We start from the raw sequence: 15,258 nt of genomic DNA, 5'->3' as shown, positions 1-15,258 counted from the left end.
GTGACCACACTCGACGAGCTGGTGCGCTACGACGGTGCCCACGCCGTGGTCACCGGCTGCGCCTCGGGCATCGGCGAGCAGCTGACCCGCCACCTCGGCCGACTCGGAGCCCGGGTGACCGGACTGGACCGCCGGGCGCCGAGCGACACCGGCACGGCGCCAACCGATTTCATCGAGGTGGACCTGGCCGAGCCCGGTTCGGTCGAAGCGGCGGCCGGAGCGGTCGACGGTGCGGTCGACGCGCTGTTCAACGTCGCGGGGGTCTCGTCCGGAATCGGTGATCCGCTGGTGGTCGTCCGGATCAACTTCCTGGGCATGAGGCAGTTCACCGAGGCATTGGTCAACCGCATGCCCGCAGGTGCGGCCATCTGCAATGTGTCCTCGTTGGCGGCGTCGTCCTACCGCGAGAACGCAGGTGTCACTGCTGGTCTCGTCGAGACTGCATCGGTACCCGCGGGACTGCAGTGGTGCGCGGAGAATCCCGATGCGCTCGCCGACGGCGGCTACCGGTTGTCCAAGGAGGCCATCATCCTCTACGGGATGCGCCGTGCCGTGGAGCTGGGCGGTCGGGGCATCAGGATCAACTGCACAGCACCCGGTGTCACCGAAACCCCGATCCTGGACCAGTTGAGGTCGGCCTACGGACAGCAGTACCTGGACTCCTTCACCGCTCCGCTGGGCCGGGTCTCCACCGCCGAGGAGCAGGCGGCAGTACTGGCGTTTCTGGGAAGCCGCGCCGCCGGGTACATCACCGGGCAGGTGCTGTGGACCGACGGTGGGATACTCGGCGAGCGATTCTGGACCCAGGTTCATACCGCCTCAGTGGCACAGGGGAGTTGACGATGGCCGGCAGCATGGCGGACTTCCGCAAGATGGCGGACGAGGTACGCAACTGGGGGCGCTGGGGGGACGCCGACGAGATCGGCACGTTGAACCTCATCACGCGCGAAAAGGTTGCGGAAGGCGCGGGTCTGGCGAGGCAGGGAAAGGTCATCTCGCTTGGCGGTGACTTCGGCGCCGGTGGGCCGCAGGGCGCATTCAAGTTCCGGCAGAATCCCGTGCACGTGATGACCGTCGATGGCGGTGACGCCTCGACGCTGGTCGAGTACGGCCCGCAATGGCTGCGCAACGCGGTGGCCGCCGACGTGAGTGCCTTCTTCGCCGACAACCCCTTCCGGTTCAACGACGACCTCATCGTCATGCCGTTGCAGGCCGCAACCCAGTGGGACGCGCTGTCACATGTGTACTACGAGGACAAGCTCTACAACGGCTTTCCTGCGGATTCCGTGACCAGCTTCGGCGCGTTCCACCTCGGCATCGAGAAGGTCGCCGACAAGGGCATCACCTCGCGAGGTGTGCTTCTCGACGTGGTGGCCCATCGCGGCGTCGATACGTTCTGCGAGGCCGGCACGCCGATCACGCCATCAGAACTCGACGAGATCTCCGCGAAGCAGGGCGTCGAGGTCCGTTCGGGTGACGTCGTCGTGGTCCACACCGGATGGTGGACGAGGTTCCTGGCCACCGCGGACGGCGCCGAGGCCGGTTCCGGGCTGCACTGGACATGTGCGTCCTGGTTGCATGAGCACGAAGTCGCCGCCGTCGCCTCCGACAACCTGATGGTGGAGGACCCGGATCCGTCCCAGGGAGTCGACGGCACATTCCTGCCGATGCACATGTTGTGTCTTCGGGACATGGGTTTGATGCTCGGTGAATATTGGGACCTCGGACCGTTGGCCGCCGACTGTGCCGCCGACGGTGTCTACGAGTTCCAGCTCATCGCGCCGCCGCTGAAGGTGGTGGGTGCGGTCGGTGCCCCTGTCAGTCCGATTGCGATCAAGTGAGTGTTGAAAATGACCAGTGACAAAGGATCAGCGCAACCGTTCATCGTCGGCCTCGGTGGCACACTGCGGGCGAACTCTTCCACGGAGCGGGCACTGCGGTACTGCCTGGCGGCGGTGGAGGACCAAGGCGGGCGAACCCGGTTGTTCTGTGCCGAGGACCTCGACCTGCCGATGTACGCCCCGCACGAGCTGGAACGCACACCGCGGGCACTCGAACTGGTGACGGCGCTACGCGACGCCGACGCCGTCGTCGTCGGCTCACCCGGCTATCACGGAGCCGTGTCCGGTCTGGTCAAGAACGCCCTGGATTACATCGAGGATCTCCGGGAGGATCCGCGCGTCTACCTCGACAACACGCCGTGGGGGTGCATCAGCTGTGCCTACGGATGGCAGGCGGCGGTCGGCACGCTGACCCAGCTGCGCGGCATCGGGCATGCGTTGCGAGCGTGGCCGACACCGCTCGGTGTGGCAATCAACTCCGCCGACCAGGTATGGGCTTCGTCGGGCGAGCTCGCCGACACTCCTCAGGGCGCCGCCGTCGGCGATCAGCTCGGCCTGCTGGCCACTCAGCTGCTGGCGTTCGCCGGGACAGCGAAGGCGTCAGCGTGAGCGACCAGCACACTGTGCTGGTCGACGGGCTACGCACCAGTTATCTGGAGGCGGGACAAGGCGATCCGGTCGTGCTGCTGCACGGCGGCGAGTTCGGCGCCAACGCCGAGATCGGCTGGGAACACACCGTGGACACGCTGGCTGCGCGGTACCGCGTGCTCGCACCGGACATGCTCGGGTTCGGGGGATCGGCCAAGGTCGTCGATTTCACCGACGGCCGAGGCATGCGGATCAGGCACATCGCCCGGTTCTGCGAGGTGATGGGCGTCGCGTCCGCGCACTTCGTCGGAAACTCGATGGGTGCGATCAACCTGCTCGTGGACGCCACCTCGGAATCGCCGGTGTTGCCGGTTCGCAGCATTGTGGCGATCTGCGGCGGCGGTGACATCCAGCGCAATGAGCATGTCAGCGCGCTCTACGACTATGACGCCACCCTCGCCGGTATGCGCAGGATCGTCGCGGCGCTGTTCCTGGACTCCGCCTTTCCCGAAGACGTGGCGTACGTGCGCAGACGCTACGAGTCCAGCATCGCACCCGGTGCATGGGAATCGCTGGCGGCGGCGAGGTTCCGCCGGCCCGGGCTCGAGGCGCCGGCCACCCCGAGCAGTGTGCGGGCATATGAACGCATCGCAGTCCCCACGCTGGTGGTAGAGGGACAGGGGGACAAGCTGCTGCCGGCGGGCTGGGCGGACAAGATCGCCGAGCAGATTGCCCTCGGCCGAGCCGCGGTGATCGAGGGCGCGGGGCACTGCCCGCAGATCGAGCAGCCCAGGGCCGTCAACGAGCTACTGCTCGAATTCCTGGCGTCGGTATGACACCGGATTCGACGAGACGGCGAGGACAGGCCGTAGTATCCCGCCCGAACACCGGTTCGGGCGAACAGCATTCGAGAGGGAGTGCGGCATGACCGAACTCACAGGCAAGGTCGCTGTCGTCACCGGTGGCGCGTCGGGGATCGGCCGCGGCATCGTCGAGCGGTTCGCCGCCGAGGGCGCCGCCGTGGTGATCGCCGATGTCCGCGACGATCTGGGGGAAGCCCTTGCCGCGGAGCTGAACTCAGCCGGTTCGAGGACGGTGTACCGCAGGACGGATGTGGGCGACCAGGCTCAGATCGCCGAACTGGTGGCTGAAGCCGCCATGACGCTCGGTGGACTGGACGTGATGGTCAACAACGCAGGTATCTCCAGCCCGCTGCGCAAGAGCCTGTTCGACGAGGACCTCGAAGAGTTCGATCGTGTCATGCGCGTCAACCTCCTCGGGGTGATGGCCGGCACCAGGGATGCAGCGCGCCACATGTCCGAGCATGGCGGCGGGTCGATCATCAACCTCGGTTCCATCGGCGGGATCCAGGCCGGCGGGGGCGTGTCGAGCTACCGGGCGTCGAAAGCCGCCATCATCCACTTCACCAAGTGCGCCGCGATCGAGCTCGCGCATCACGAGGTCCGGGTGAACTGCCTGGCGCCGGGGAACATCCCGACACCCATCCTCGCGTCGTCGGCCACCGACGAGGACCGCGAACGCCTCGAGCGGTTCGAGGCCAGGATCCGGCAGCAGATGCGCGACGACCGACCACTGAAGAGGGAGGGCACCGCCGCGGATGTCGCCGAGGCCGCTCTCTACCTGGCGACCGACAGATCCCGTTATGTGACCGGCACGGTGCTACCGATCGACGGTGGCACCGTCGCCGGCAAGGTCATCGTGCGCAGAACCGTGAAAACAGGGGACAGCCAGCGATGACCGGTTTAAATCAATCGCTTGACTTACACGATGTGACTTGGTTCACTGACAGGGTGACGACAGCAAGGACGGTCCGTGCCGACCGTGCCAGCACCACCCAAGAGGCGATCCTGAAAGCCGCCGAGCGGCTGTACGCCGAACACGGCGTGTACGCGGTGTCGAACAGGCAGGTCAGTGAGGCGGCAGGCCAGGGCAACAACGCCGCCGTCGGCTATCACTTCGGCACCAAGACCGACCTGGTGCGTGCCATCGAACACAAGCATCGCGCGTCGATCGAGCTGCTCCTGGAGCGGATGGTGGCGGCCACCGGAGATTCTGCGGACCTGCGTGATTGGATCGCTTGCCTGGTGTGCTCCCTGACCGAGCATCTGGCCCAACTCGGAAACCCGACATGGTATGCGCGCTTCGCGGCCCAGGCACTGGCTGATCCGGCGTATCAGCGGGTCGTGGTGCGGGATGCGTTGGCTTCCCGATCGTTGGTGCGTGTCGTCGACGGGATCACCCGCTGCCTGCCCGACCTTCCGATGGCCGTGGTGACCGAGCGCAACATCATGGCGCGAAACCTGCTGGTCCACACCTGCGCTGATTTCGAGCGCGCCTTCGCCGACGGCACGGACCTGCCTCGAACGAGTTGGAGCGCAGTCGGATCAGGAATCATCGACGCCATCGTCGGCTTGTGGCAGGCCCCGGTCACGGAGTTGCCCTGACATGTTGGTCACCGTCGACCAGAACAAGTGCGTCTCGTCGGGGATGTGTGTGATGAATGCCGGCGAGGTCTTCGACCAGCGCGACGACGACGGTGTGGTGGAGCTGCTGAATCCCGAACCAGGCCCCGACCACGCCCAACAGACCCGAAATGCCGCGGCCGCCTGCCCGGCCCTGGCCATCCACATCGAGGAGTGAACATGACAGACACGCTCGACGAGCAAGCGGTCTCCGCCGCGCCGGAGTATCCGATGGAGCGGGAGTCCGGATGCCCCTTCGCGCCCCCGCGGCAGATGCTCGAGATGAACCAGTCGAAACCTCTATCCCGAGTGCGGATCTGGAACGGCACCACGCCGTGGCTGATCACCGGACACGAGGTGGCCCGCACCCTGTTCTCGGACGCTCGGGTGAGCGTCGACGATCGCATCGAGGGCTTCCCACACTGGAACGAGCACATGCTCTCCACGGTCAACAAGCGGCCGCGGTCGGTCTTCACCTCCGACGCCGAGGAGCACACCCGGTTCCGCCGGATGCTGTCCAAGCCGTTCACGTTCCGTCGGGTCGAGGCGCTGCGGCCGGTGATCCAGGACGTCACCAACGAGTGCATCGACGAGATCCTCGCCGGTCCGCAGCCGGCCGACATGGTGGCCAGGCTCGCGCTACCGGTGCCCACCCGGGTGATCAGCGACATGCTCGGCGTGCCCTACGACGATCACGAGTTCTTCCAGGAGCACGCCAACGCCGGTCTGGCCCGCTACGCCGCCGCGGATGCCATGCAGAAGGGTGCGATGAGCCTGCATCAGTACCTGATCAATCTCGTCGAGGAGAAGCAGGCCAACCCCTCCGAAGACGCGGTCTCCGATCTGGCCGAGCGCGTCACCGCCGGGGAGATCAGCGTCAAAGAGGCCGCGCAGCTCGGTACCGGGCTGTTGATCGCCGGACACGAGACCACGGCCAACATGATCGGCATCGGCATCCTGGCGTTGCTGGAGAACCCGGAACAGGCCGCGCTACTTCGGGACTCGGACGATCCGAAATTCATCGCCAACGCCGCCGAAGAGCTCATGCGGTATCTGTCCATCATCCAGAACGGGCAGCGCCGGGTCGCCATCGAGGACATCGAGATCGCCGGTGAGACCATCCGTGCCGGCGAGGGCATCATCATCGACCTCGCCCCGGCCAACTGGGACAGCGCCGCCTATCCCGAGCCCGACAGGCTCGACTTCACCCGCGACGCCGGCCAGCAACTCGGTTTCGGCTACGGCCGTCACCAGTGTGTCGGCCAGCAGCTGGCCCGTGCCGAACTGCAGATCGTGTTCCACACGGTGCTTCGCCGGATCCCCACGATGCGTCTGGCCATCCCGCTCGACGAGGTGCCTTTCAAGCACGACCGACTCGCCTACGGCGTCTATGAACTTCCGGTGAGCTGGTAGCCGCCGCCCGATCCACAGCCCCGCACACAGCCCGATTGGAGTCCGAAGATGACCACTCCCACAGTTTCATCGCCCACCGACCCACCGGCGACCCTGTATCCGCCGGAGGGGTGGGGCGCACCGAAGAACCGCCACGGCCACTCCGTCGGCGGTGTCACCGGCCTTCCCACAGACACGGTGATCTTCTCCGCAGACAACCACATCTCCGTTGCCGATGACATCTTCTACGAGCGGTTCCCCGAGGAACTCAAGGGCGCGGCGCCGCGCATCTGGTACGAGGACGGCGCCTATATGGTGGGGATGAAGGGAAAGGCCTGGACCGGGGGCGATTTCGGCCGTGTGCTCATGCAGTACGACGACCTCGCCGGTGCCGCCTCCAACAACATCGAGGCGCGCATTCGGGAGCTCAAAGAAGACGGCATCGACAAGGAGCTGGCGTTTCCCAATGCCGTGCTGGCCCTGTTCCACTACCCCGACAAGTCGCTACGCGAGCGGGTGTTCCGGATCTACAACGAGCACATCGCCGATCTGCAGGAACGTTCCAACGGCCACTTCTACGGCGTCGGGTTGATCAACTGGTGGGATCCGAAAGGCACCCGCAGTACGCTCGAAGAGCTGAAGTCACTCGGTCTCAAGACATTTCTGCTACCGCTGAACCCGGGCAAGGACGACGACGGCAACATCTACGACTACGGCAGCACCGCCATGGACGCCGTCTGGGATGAGATCGAGGCCGCCGGGCTCCCGGTCAGCCATCACATCGGCGAGACGCCTCCCAAGACACCGTGCCAGAACAACAGCGTCGTGGTCGGCATGATGGTCAACGTCGACTCGTTCCGCGAGCAGTTCGCCAAATACGTGTTCTCCGGGATCCTCGACCGACATCCGTCGCTGAAGATCGGATGGTTCGAAGGCGGGATCGCCTGGGTGCCCACCGCTCTGCAGGACGCCGAGCACATGCTCGCGTCATACCGGCACATGTTCAACCACCAACTCGAGCACGACGTCCGTCACTACTGGGACAACCACATGAGTGCCTCGTTCATGGTCGACCCGCTCGGCCTGCGGTTGATCGATCGCATCGGCGTCGACAACGTGATGTGGTCTTCGGACTACCCGCACAACGAGAGCACGTTCGGCTACTCCGAGAAGTCGCTGGCGTCGGTGGTCGACGCGGTGGGCCCGGACGCCGCGCTCAAGATCGTCAGCACCAACGTGCAGAAGTTCCTGGGGCTTTCGTGAGCACGACGGCGACGACGGCCACGAATTCGGGCGTCACCCAGATCGCCCGGACCGGTTACACGTGGCTGGACATCCCTGCCGAGCCCGACTTCGCCCGGATGCGGAGAGAAGTCGGCGTACGTCTGCACGCCGCAATGGCCGATCAGGGCGTGGATGCGCTGGTCTTGCTCGGCAACGGCAGCGTCATGTACGCCACCGGCATCAGTTGGCCGTTGGCGGACGCGGGGTTGTCGCATGTCGAGCGGCCGGTGGCGGTGGTGCTGGCCGACGACGACCACCCGCATCTGTTCCTGCCCTTCCGTGAGGGTGCGGCCATGGAGTCGGACCTACCTGATGATCACCTGCACGGGCCGGTTTATCTGGAGTTCGACGAAGGCGTCGCCGATTTCGCCAAGGTGCTGGACCGCCTCATTCCGGCTGGCGCGACGATCGCGACGGACGAGTTCACCGGGGCGATGCGGCGGGCCGGCAGCGCACTCTTCCCGAGCCCACCGGTGGATGCCGCCGCGGTGGTCGGCGCGGCCAAACTGGTCAAGACCGTCGACCAGATCGCGTGTATCCAGCGCGCGTGTCAGATCACCGAGGAAGCCATCGCCGAGATTCAGAAGTCGCTGACCCCGGGCGCACGCCAGATCGACCTGTCTGCCGAATTCGTCCGCCGCACCTTCGAACTCGGCGCGACCACCAACATGTTCGACTCGATCTGGCAGGCCATGCCGACATCGAAGGCCGAGGGCACCTGGACCACCACCGGCGATCTCGCGCTACCCCTTCTGACCACCGAGCGTGAGATCCAGCAGGGTGATGTGCTGTGGACCGACGTGTCGATCGCCTACCACGGCTACTGCTCCGACCACGGGCGCACCTGGATCGTGGGCCAGGATCCGACGCCGGCTCAGCAGCGGCAGTTCGAGAAGTGGGCCGAGATCGTCGACGCCGTGCTGGCGGTGACCAAGGCCGGGGCGACCTGTGGTGACCTCGGGCGCGCGGCGACCGCAGCTGCCGGTGGGGAGAAGCCGTGGCTGCCGCACTTCTACCTGGGACACGGCATCGGGACCAGTGCGGCGGAGATGCCGATGATCGGAACGGATCTCGGCCAGGAGTGGGATGACAACTTCGTCTTCCCGGCCGGCATGCTGTTGGTGTTCGAGCCGGTGGTCTGGGAGGACGGCACCGGTGGGTACCGCGGCGAGGAGATCGTAGTGGTCACCGACGGTGGCTGGATGCCGCTGACCGCGTATCCCTACGACCCGTACGAGGTGTCCGGTGGGAACTGAGATCGAGGCAGACGGCCGCGCTTTGCGTTTCAGCCGTCGGGAGCGTGCCCTCGCGCAGATGGAAGCTCACGACCTCGACATGCTGGTGCTGGGCAGACAGGCCAATGTTCGCTACATCTCGGGTGCCCCGCAGTTGTGGGTGGTGGGAACGCGTCCCTTCGGGCCGATCTGCGAGTTCGTGCGTGCCACCGGTGAGATCCACCTCAACAGCACGTGGGACGAGGGCATCCCCGAGGAGATACCGCACGAGAACCTGTACGGGTTCGCGTGGAACCCCATGACCTTGATCGGCATACTGCAGGACATCAAGGGTGCCGACACCGTACGTCGAGTCGGAACAGACGCCCTGACACCGACGTTCGCCAAGCTACTACCGATGGCCTTCCCGAAAGCGGAACTGATCGACGCTGAGCCGGCCATGCAAGCGGCCCGCCGGATCAAGACGCCCGAGGAAGTGCAGGCGCTGCGTCGCGCGCTCGTCGTCGCTGAGGAGGGACTTGCCGCGGGTGTGGCCGCCCTCGGTCCGGGTACCACCGAGAACGCCCTCGCCGGCGCTGTGCTGGAGGCCGAGGCCGCCGGTGGCGTGAGCACCCCGGCGACTCAGGATGCCGCCTGGGTGACGTCGAAGGAGCATCCGTGGCGCCGCGCCGACGGTGATGGCCGGGTGCGTGACGGTGACCTGGTGGTGGTGGCGGCCGGGGTGCTGGCCGATGGTTATGTCGCGGAGGTGGCACGCACGCTGTATGTCGGTGAACCGACCGACGCCGTGCGCGCGCTGTACCGGCGGCGAGACGACCTGTGGCGCCTGTTGATCGAGGCCTGCCGTCCCGGTTCGGCCACGAGCGCGTTGCTGGCTGCCTACCACCAGGCCGGTGAGCGTCTGCCGGCGATGCCCGTCGCGCACGGGCTCGGGTTGGGCTTCGACCCGCCAGTGGTGTCACCGACTCTGCGGGCGACCGCCGAAGCCGAGGTGCTCGAGGAAGGGATGGTGCTCGCTGTGACCGCTTATGTTTGGGAAGAGGGCGTCGGGGGGGTGCTCACCCGCGACGCGGTGTTGATCACCGCCGACGGCGCCGAGGTGATGTCGGCCGCTCCGGCATACGGAGAGGCCGTTCATGGTTGACCGGCCGTCGCCGGAGGAGATCATCCTCTACGAGAAGGATCCGAAGACCAAGATCGCCACCATCACGTTCAACCGTCCAGAATTCCTCAACGCTCCGACCTCGATGGCGCGGTTGCGGTACGCGGATGTGTTGCGCGCGGCCAACACCGACAACGATGTGAAGGTGGTGATAATCCGCGGCGTCGGGGACAACCTGGGCAGCGGCGCGGACCTTCCGGAGTTCATGGAGGGAAACGACGATCCGGCCGTGCGACTGGCCGAGTTGCGGCTCGAGGACGAGGGCGTGGGCGAGGTGACCTACCCGCCGAAGGGCACGTTCCGGAACGGGGCGACCATCAGTGCCTGGTACGCCAACTCGCAGGCCGGCAACCGTGCGTTGCAGGATTTCAAGAAGATCAGCATCGTCGAGGCCAAGGGCTACTGCTACGGGTGGCACTTCTATCAGTGCGCCGACGCCGATCTGGTGATCTCTTCCGATGACGCGCTGTTCGGGCACCCGTCGTTCCGCTATCACGGCTGGGGTCCCCGGATGTGGACCTGGGTGCAGATGATGGGGTTGCGCAAGTTCCAGGAGATGGTTTTCACCGGGCGGCCGTTCACTGCGGCGGAGATGTACGACTGCAACTTCCTCAACAAGGTGGTGACGCGCGACGCGCTCGAGGCCGAGACCCGCAAATACGCCATGGCGTGCGCACGGAACCGGCCGGTGGACACCGTGTTCCAGCAGAAGATGTTCTTCGAGATCTTCAAGCAGCAGCAGGGCGAGTACATGGGCAGCCTACTGAGCGCGTTCTTCGAATCGATGGGCAACGGGGTCGCCAACGACAGTGACGAGGACCTGGACATGTTCGAGTCGATCGACTCCGGGTTGTCCGCCGCGGTCAACGACAACGACAGCAAGTTCCCGCCGGAATTCCGGCTGAGCAAGCGCAACCGGGCGAAGGGGGACTAGAGCGGCGATGTCCGAGCTGTCCCCGCCGTCGGCGCCGCCGCTCGCCGGCTACGTCGTCGTCGACCTGTCCAGCGGCATCGCCGGTGCCTACTGCACCAAGCTGCTCGCCGACGGCGGCGCCCGGATCGTCAAGGTCGAATCGCCGCAGGGAGATCCACTGCGCGGCTGGTCGGCCTCGGGTGCGGACATCGCGGACGGAACCGACGGTGCGCTGTTCAGCTATCTGGCGTGCTCGAAGCACTCGGTGGTGGCCGATGCGGCTTCGGACACCGACTTCGTCGACGCACTGCTCGCCGACGCCGATGCGGTCGTGTGGTCACGCGGGTCCGGCGTGGCCGAAGACCCTGCCTTCGATGTGGATGTGATTCACCGCAACCACCCACATCTGACGGTCACGGCCATCACTCCGTTCGGTCTCCGCGGACCCTGGAGTGACCGTCCAGCAACGGAATTCACACTGCAGGCGTGGTCGGGCGGCATCGTCGGCCTCGGTCGCGGCGCCCCGGACCGTGCCCCGGTTCACGTCGGCGGCCAGGTCGGCGAGTACCTCGCCGGGGCGTACGCCAGCGCGGCCACGCTGGCGTCGCGGATGCGGGGTGGGGCCGAGCTGATCGACCTGTCAATGCTCGAGACCGCGATCCTGGGACTCACGTATTACCCGGTGACCTACTTCGAGATGCTCGGCAGGCCCTGGCGGGATGCGCGACGACTCACCGTTCCCGGCATCGCACACGCCAAGGACGGACTTGTCGACATCGGCTGCGGCACCGCCCAGCAGTGGTTCGACCTGTGCGCGATGACGGGGCACGTCGAGTGGATCGACGAGGAGTCGACACTGTCGATCACCGAGCAGGCCAACGAGAAGGCCGAGGAACTCTACGCGTGGGTGGCCGATCAGTCCGTCGACGAGATCAGAGACCTGGCCACCGCCTTCCGGATTCCCAACGCGCCGGTCGCCAACGGCGCCAACGTCGACTCGCTCGACCACTTCGTGGCCCGGCGCTCGTTCGTCCCCAACCCTCGCGACGGCTTCACCCAGCCGGCGCACCCGTACCGCATGACACCTGCTGCGCTGCGCCCGCCGGAGCCCGCGCCGCGGCTCGGCGAGCACACCGAGACCTACCGCCGGAACGGTATTCCACGTCGTGATTCCGGCCCGAGGACCACGTGGAATACCGTTCCGGCGAAAGACGGGTTGCCGCTCGAGGGCGTGCGCGTCGTCGACATGACGACCTTCTGGGCCGGACCGAGCTGCACCCACATGCTGGCGATGCTCGGTGCCGACGTCATCCACGTCGAGTCCACCCGCCATCCCGACGGCACCAGGCTCATCGCCGGCATCCCGGCGACCGAGGAACTCTGGTGGGAGCGCTCGCCGATCTTCTCGGGGCTCAACACCGACAAGCGTGGGCTGACGCTGAACCTGCAGAGCACTGCCGGCCGCGACGTACTCAACCGACTGATCGCGACCGCGGATGTCGTTGTCGAGAACTTCACGCCGCGGGTTCTGGAGAGCATGGGGTTGACCTATGACGCTGTCAGGGCCATCCGGCCGGACATCGTGATGGTGCGGATGCCGGGCTTCGGGCTCGACGGGCCGTGGCGCGACAACCCGGCGTTCGCCTACGTCATCGAGGCCGCCGCCGGTATCAGTTGGCTCACGGGCTATCCCGACCGCAACCCATTCGAGCCGTACTCGCTGGGTGACCCCAACGCCGGCATCCACGCATTCAACGCGGTGCTGCTGGCGCTCGAACATCGCCGTCGTACCGGCGAAGGGGTGATGGTGGAAGCAGCGATGGTCGACGCCGCCCTCGCCATCGCCGCCGAGCAGGTGATCGAGCACTCCGCCTACGGCGCCCTGCTGCAGCGCAACGGCAACCGCGGACCGGCTGCGGCACCGCAGAACCTGTACCTCACCAACGAGATCGACGAGTTCGGTCGGCTCGACAGCTGGGTGGCGGTGGCGGTGGCGACCGACGCTCAGTGGATTGGGCTTCGCGATGCGCTCGGACGGCCGGAATGGGTGATGTCCGACGAGCTCGTGACCGCCCCGGGTCGCCACGCCCATCACGACCTGATCGACCGCCATCTCTCCCAGTGGTGCGGCGCGCACGCCGCAGACGAGATCGTCGCCGCGCTGTGGGACAACGGGGTCCCGGTCGCCAAGGTCATCCAGCCGCACCGGCAGGCCGAGATCGAACAACTGACGTCACGCGGCTTCTTCGAAGTGGTCGGACATCCCGTCAATCCCGCCACCAGACACACCACCATGCCGTTCCGGATCTCCGGGGAGACCGGTCGTGTGCACCGCACTTCCGCACCGCTGCTCGGCCAGCACAACACCGAACTGCTTTCCGAACTCGGACTCACCGCCGACGAGATCGGTCGACTCACCGCCGATGGCGTCATCGGCACATCGCCGGCCCGCTAACGTCGACGGTTATGGCCATCGACCCCTCCCACATCCTGCTCACCGACCGCGTCGCGGTCGTCACCGGAGGCGGAGCCGGCATCGGCCGTGGCATCGCCCAGGGACTGGCGGCGTTCGGAGCGTCGGTGGCGATCTGGGAACGCAACCCCGACACCTGTTCGGCGGCGGCCGACGCCATCGGCGGTCTTGGGGTGCCGACCGACGTGCGCGACGCCGAGGCGGTCGACGCCGCGCTGGAGCGCACCGAACGCGAGCTCGGAAGGGTGTCGATCCTGGTCAACAACGCCGGTGGCACCTTCAACTCGCCGCTGCTGGACACCACCGAGAACGGCTGGGATGCGTTGTACCGCAGCAACCTGCGGCACGTACTGCTGTGTACCCAACGGGTCGCTCGTCGGTTGGTGCAGGCACGCGCTCCCGGCAGCGTCATCAACGTCACCTCCATCGAGGGGGTGCGCGCGGCGCCGGGTTACGCAGCGTATGCAGCAGCCAAGGCCGGCGTCATCAACTACACGAAGACCGCGTCGTTCGAGCTCGCGCCACACGGGATCCGGGTAAACGCGTTGGCGCCCGATCTCACGATGACCGAGGGGCTGCAGAACATCGCCGGCGCCGAGTTGCCCGCGGGCGTCGCAGATGGCGTCCCGATGCGCCGCTTCGGTCACGTCGATGAAATGGCCTCTGCCGCAGTGTTTCTCGCCTCGAGCATGGCTGACTACATCACCGGGCAGACGATCCACGTGGACGGCGGGACCGAAGCGGCGGGAGGCTGGTACTTCCATCCGCAGACGGGCACCGCGACGCTCGGGCCCGGATCATGAATCCGGCGACGGGTCGCCGATCTTGCGGCGGATCGCTCCCCACGGGTCGGCGTACTGCCCCGGCTGCTTCCAGTAGGCTCCGCGACGCCTGAGGACCGCACGGACGAGCGGTGCCGCCAGAGGCAGCACCCACTTCGCGGCACCGGCGTTCCGATGAGCCTCGTCGATCATGTCCTGCCAGGAATAGTGCTGGAAACCAAGCGCTTCCTGAGCGCGGGCGGTGTCCATCCAGTCGGTGACGAACCAGTCGTCGTCGCTGTCGGGATTGCCCTTGCGGCCCGGAGGTAGACCGTTCTTGAGTCCCCGGGCGGCGGCCAGTGCGGGCCCGACATCCCCCTGCAGCATCCGGTGCGAATCGTCACCGGCGATCAGCAGGATCTCCCGTGCGACATCAGCTGTCGTCGCCGCCGCGAACGCCCACGCGACATCGCGGACGTCGACGGTGTGCAGCCGGCCGTCGGTGGGCAGCGTGCTTTCGAAATAGAGCGCATCGGCAGACAGCGTCATCGCCTTCGGGTCCACGCTGAGGACCCCGCCGAGCCGCAGCACCACCCACTCCAGCGAGGAGGCCCGCACAATCGCCTCGGCCTCGGCTTTGTGCGTGCTGTAGAGGTCGGAGTGGCGCATCGGCATGTCGGCGGTGACCGGCCCGGTGGCTCGGTGAGGGTTGCGCGACCCGAACACCGCGTTGCTCGATGCCTGCACGAATCGTGGGGGAGTGGGCCGGGCCTCGGCGACGCCGACCAACGTGGCGGTGGCGTCGACGTTGACCCGCCGCGCCAGCGCGCGGTTCTTGTAGATGCCCGGCGGGATGACCGCTGCCAGGTGGATGATCGCCTCGGGGTCGACGGCGGCGACCAGTCGTCCCGTCTGGTCCGCGTCGGTCAGGTCCGCCCACTGCACCGTGGCGCCGGCCGGCAGCTTCTCGGAGGCGGTGCGGTTGGCCGGGGTGTCGAGGTCGGCGATCACAACGCGGCGGCCGAGTTCGCAGAGCCGTCGCACAGTCGCCGAGCCGACCAGTCCGAAGCCTCCGGTGACCAGCACCGTTCCCGGCATAAACTACTCCTACCTGCGGATATGACAT

General features: G+C 66.7%; 15 protein-coding genes. 14 read left to right on the top strand and 1 reads right to left on the bottom strand.

Annotated elements, in window-relative coordinates:
- The 14 genes from G6N53_RS24195 to G6N53_RS24130 all read left to right on the top strand — a co-directional run bounded on the left by G6N53_RS24195 (position 1) and on the right by G6N53_RS24130 (position 14,174).
- Positions 1 to 840 (top strand): coniferyl-alcohol dehydrogenase, encoded by an 840-nt coding sequence (locus tag G6N53_RS24195; protein WP_163893269.1) that lies wholly within the window; start codon positions 1 to 3, stop codon positions 838 to 840.
- A gap of 2 nt (positions 841 to 842) precedes the next feature.
- Positions 843 to 1,841 carry a cyclase family protein gene (locus G6N53_RS24190; RefSeq protein ID WP_163893266.1) on the top strand — a complete coding sequence of 333 codons (999 nt, stop codon included), beginning with the start codon at positions 843 to 845 and terminating at the stop codon, positions 1,839 to 1,841.
- 9 nt (positions 1,842 to 1,850) lie between these two features.
- Positions 1,851 to 2,450 carry an NADPH-dependent FMN reductase gene (locus G6N53_RS24185; RefSeq protein ID WP_163893263.1) on the top strand — a complete coding sequence of 200 codons (600 nt, stop codon included), beginning with the start codon at positions 1,851 to 1,853 and terminating at the stop codon, positions 2,448 to 2,450.
- Positions 2,447 to 3,265 (top strand): alpha/beta fold hydrolase, encoded by an 819-nt coding sequence (locus tag G6N53_RS24180; RefSeq protein ID WP_237166627.1) that lies wholly within the window; start codon positions 2,447 to 2,449, stop codon positions 3,263 to 3,265. Before G6N53_RS24185 ends, G6N53_RS24180 begins: the two co-directional genes overlap by 4 nt.
- Positions 3,266 to 3,353: 88 nt before the next feature.
- Positions 3,354 to 4,187: an SDR family NAD(P)-dependent oxidoreductase gene (locus G6N53_RS24175; RefSeq protein WP_163893255.1), complete on the top strand. Its 834-nt coding sequence runs from the start codon at positions 3,354 to 3,356 to the stop codon at positions 4,185 to 4,187.
- Positions 4,184 to 4,894, top strand: a complete 711-nt coding sequence (locus G6N53_RS24170) for a TetR/AcrR family transcriptional regulator (protein ID WP_163893252.1) — start codon at positions 4,184 to 4,186, stop codon at positions 4,892 to 4,894. The genes G6N53_RS24175 and G6N53_RS24170 overlap by 4 nt, the downstream gene beginning before the upstream one ends.
- Before the next feature lies 1 nt (position 4,895).
- Positions 4,896 to 5,090 (top strand): ferredoxin, encoded by a 195-nt coding sequence (locus G6N53_RS24165; protein WP_163893249.1) that lies wholly within the window; start codon positions 4,896 to 4,898, stop codon positions 5,088 to 5,090.
- Between the two features lie 2 nt (positions 5,091 to 5,092).
- Complete coding sequence (locus G6N53_RS24160) at positions 5,093 to 6,325, top strand: cytochrome P450 (RefSeq protein WP_163893245.1); 1,233 nt, start codon at positions 5,093 to 5,095, stop codon at positions 6,323 to 6,325.
- A gap of 48 nt (positions 6,326 to 6,373) precedes the next feature.
- The gene (locus G6N53_RS24155; protein ID WP_163893242.1) at positions 6,374 to 7,567 is read left to right on the top strand and encodes an amidohydrolase family protein; all 1,194 of its coding nucleotides are present in this window, start codon (positions 6,374 to 6,376) and stop codon (positions 7,565 to 7,567) included.
- A gap of 98 nt (positions 7,568 to 7,665) precedes the next feature.
- Entirely contained in the window at positions 7,666 to 8,844 is a 1,179-nt protein-coding gene (locus G6N53_RS24150; protein WP_237166783.1) for a M24 family metallopeptidase, read from the top strand.
- Positions 8,834 to 9,967 (top strand): M24 family metallopeptidase, encoded by a 1,134-nt coding sequence (locus G6N53_RS24145; protein WP_163893239.1) that lies wholly within the window; start codon positions 8,834 to 8,836, stop codon positions 9,965 to 9,967. The genes G6N53_RS24150 and G6N53_RS24145 overlap by 11 nt, the downstream gene beginning before the upstream one ends.
- Positions 9,960 to 10,919: an enoyl-CoA hydratase/isomerase family protein gene (locus tag G6N53_RS24140; RefSeq protein WP_163893236.1), complete on the top strand. Its 960-nt coding sequence runs from the start codon at positions 9,960 to 9,962 to the stop codon at positions 10,917 to 10,919. The genes G6N53_RS24145 and G6N53_RS24140 overlap by 8 nt, the downstream gene beginning before the upstream one ends.
- A gap of 7 nt (positions 10,920 to 10,926) precedes the next feature.
- Positions 10,927 to 13,353: a CaiB/BaiF CoA-transferase family protein gene (locus tag G6N53_RS24135; protein WP_163893233.1), complete on the top strand. Its 2,427-nt coding sequence runs from the start codon at positions 10,927 to 10,929 to the stop codon at positions 13,351 to 13,353.
- 11 nt (positions 13,354 to 13,364) lie between these two features.
- A complete protein-coding gene (locus tag G6N53_RS24130) occupies positions 13,365 to 14,174 on the top strand; it encodes an SDR family NAD(P)-dependent oxidoreductase (RefSeq protein ID WP_163893229.1) in 810 nt (269 codons plus the stop codon).
- Here G6N53_RS24130 and G6N53_RS24125 read toward each other — a convergent pair.
- Positions 14,169 to 15,230, bottom strand: a complete 1,062-nt coding sequence (locus tag G6N53_RS24125; RefSeq protein ID WP_163893226.1) for an NAD-dependent epimerase/dehydratase family protein — start codon at positions 15,228 to 15,230, stop codon at positions 14,169 to 14,171. The genes G6N53_RS24130 and G6N53_RS24125 overlap by 6 nt on opposite strands.
- Between the last annotated feature and the right edge of the window lie 28 nt (positions 15,231 to 15,258).

The sequence above is a fragment of the Mycolicibacterium hippocampi genome, from assembly GCF_010723735.1.
GTDB classification, from domain to species: Bacteria; Actinomycetota; Actinomycetes; order Mycobacteriales; family Mycobacteriaceae; genus Mycobacterium; species Mycobacterium hippocampi.
This window is presented reverse-complemented; position numbering and strand designations above follow the sequence as displayed.

What these genes read in the sequence shown, in the direction of transcription:
- G6N53_RS24190 (WP_163893266.1), top strand. Translation starts at nt 843, where the DNA reads ATGGCCGGCAGCATGGCGGACTTCCGCAAGATGGCGGACGAGGTACGC.
- G6N53_RS24185 (WP_163893263.1), top strand. Translation starts at nt 1,851, where the DNA reads ATGACCAGTGACAAAGGATCAGCGCAACCGTTCATCGTCGGCCTCGGT.
- G6N53_RS24175 (WP_163893255.1), top strand. Translation starts at nt 3,354, where the DNA reads ATGACCGAACTCACAGGCAAGGTCGCTGTCGTCACCGGTGGCGCGTCG.
- G6N53_RS24170 (WP_163893252.1), top strand. Translation starts at nt 4,184, where the DNA reads ATGACCGGTTTAAATCAATCGCTTGACTTACACGATGTGACTTGGTTC.
- G6N53_RS24165 (WP_163893249.1), top strand. Translation starts at nt 4,896, where the DNA reads ATGTTGGTCACCGTCGACCAGAACAAGTGCGTCTCGTCGGGGATGTGT.
- G6N53_RS24160 (WP_163893245.1), top strand. Translation starts at nt 5,093, where the DNA reads ATGACAGACACGCTCGACGAGCAAGCGGTCTCCGCCGCGCCGGAGTAT.
- G6N53_RS24155 (WP_163893242.1), top strand. Translation starts at nt 6,374, where the DNA reads ATGACCACTCCCACAGTTTCATCGCCCACCGACCCACCGGCGACCCTG.
- G6N53_RS24150 (WP_237166783.1), top strand. Translation starts at nt 7,666, where the DNA reads ATGCGGAGAGAAGTCGGCGTACGTCTGCACGCCGCAATGGCCGATCAG.
- G6N53_RS24140 (WP_163893236.1), top strand. Translation starts at nt 9,960, where the DNA reads ATGGTTGACCGGCCGTCGCCGGAGGAGATCATCCTCTACGAGAAGGAT.
- G6N53_RS24135 (WP_163893233.1), top strand. Translation starts at nt 10,927, where the DNA reads ATGTCCGAGCTGTCCCCGCCGTCGGCGCCGCCGCTCGCCGGCTACGTC.
- G6N53_RS24130 (WP_163893229.1), top strand. Translation starts at nt 13,365, where the DNA reads ATGGCCATCGACCCCTCCCACATCCTGCTCACCGACCGCGTCGCGGTC.
- G6N53_RS24125 (WP_163893226.1), bottom strand. Translation starts at nt 15,230, where the DNA reads ATGCCGGGAACGGTGCTGGTCACCGGAGGCTTCGGACTGGTCGGCTCG.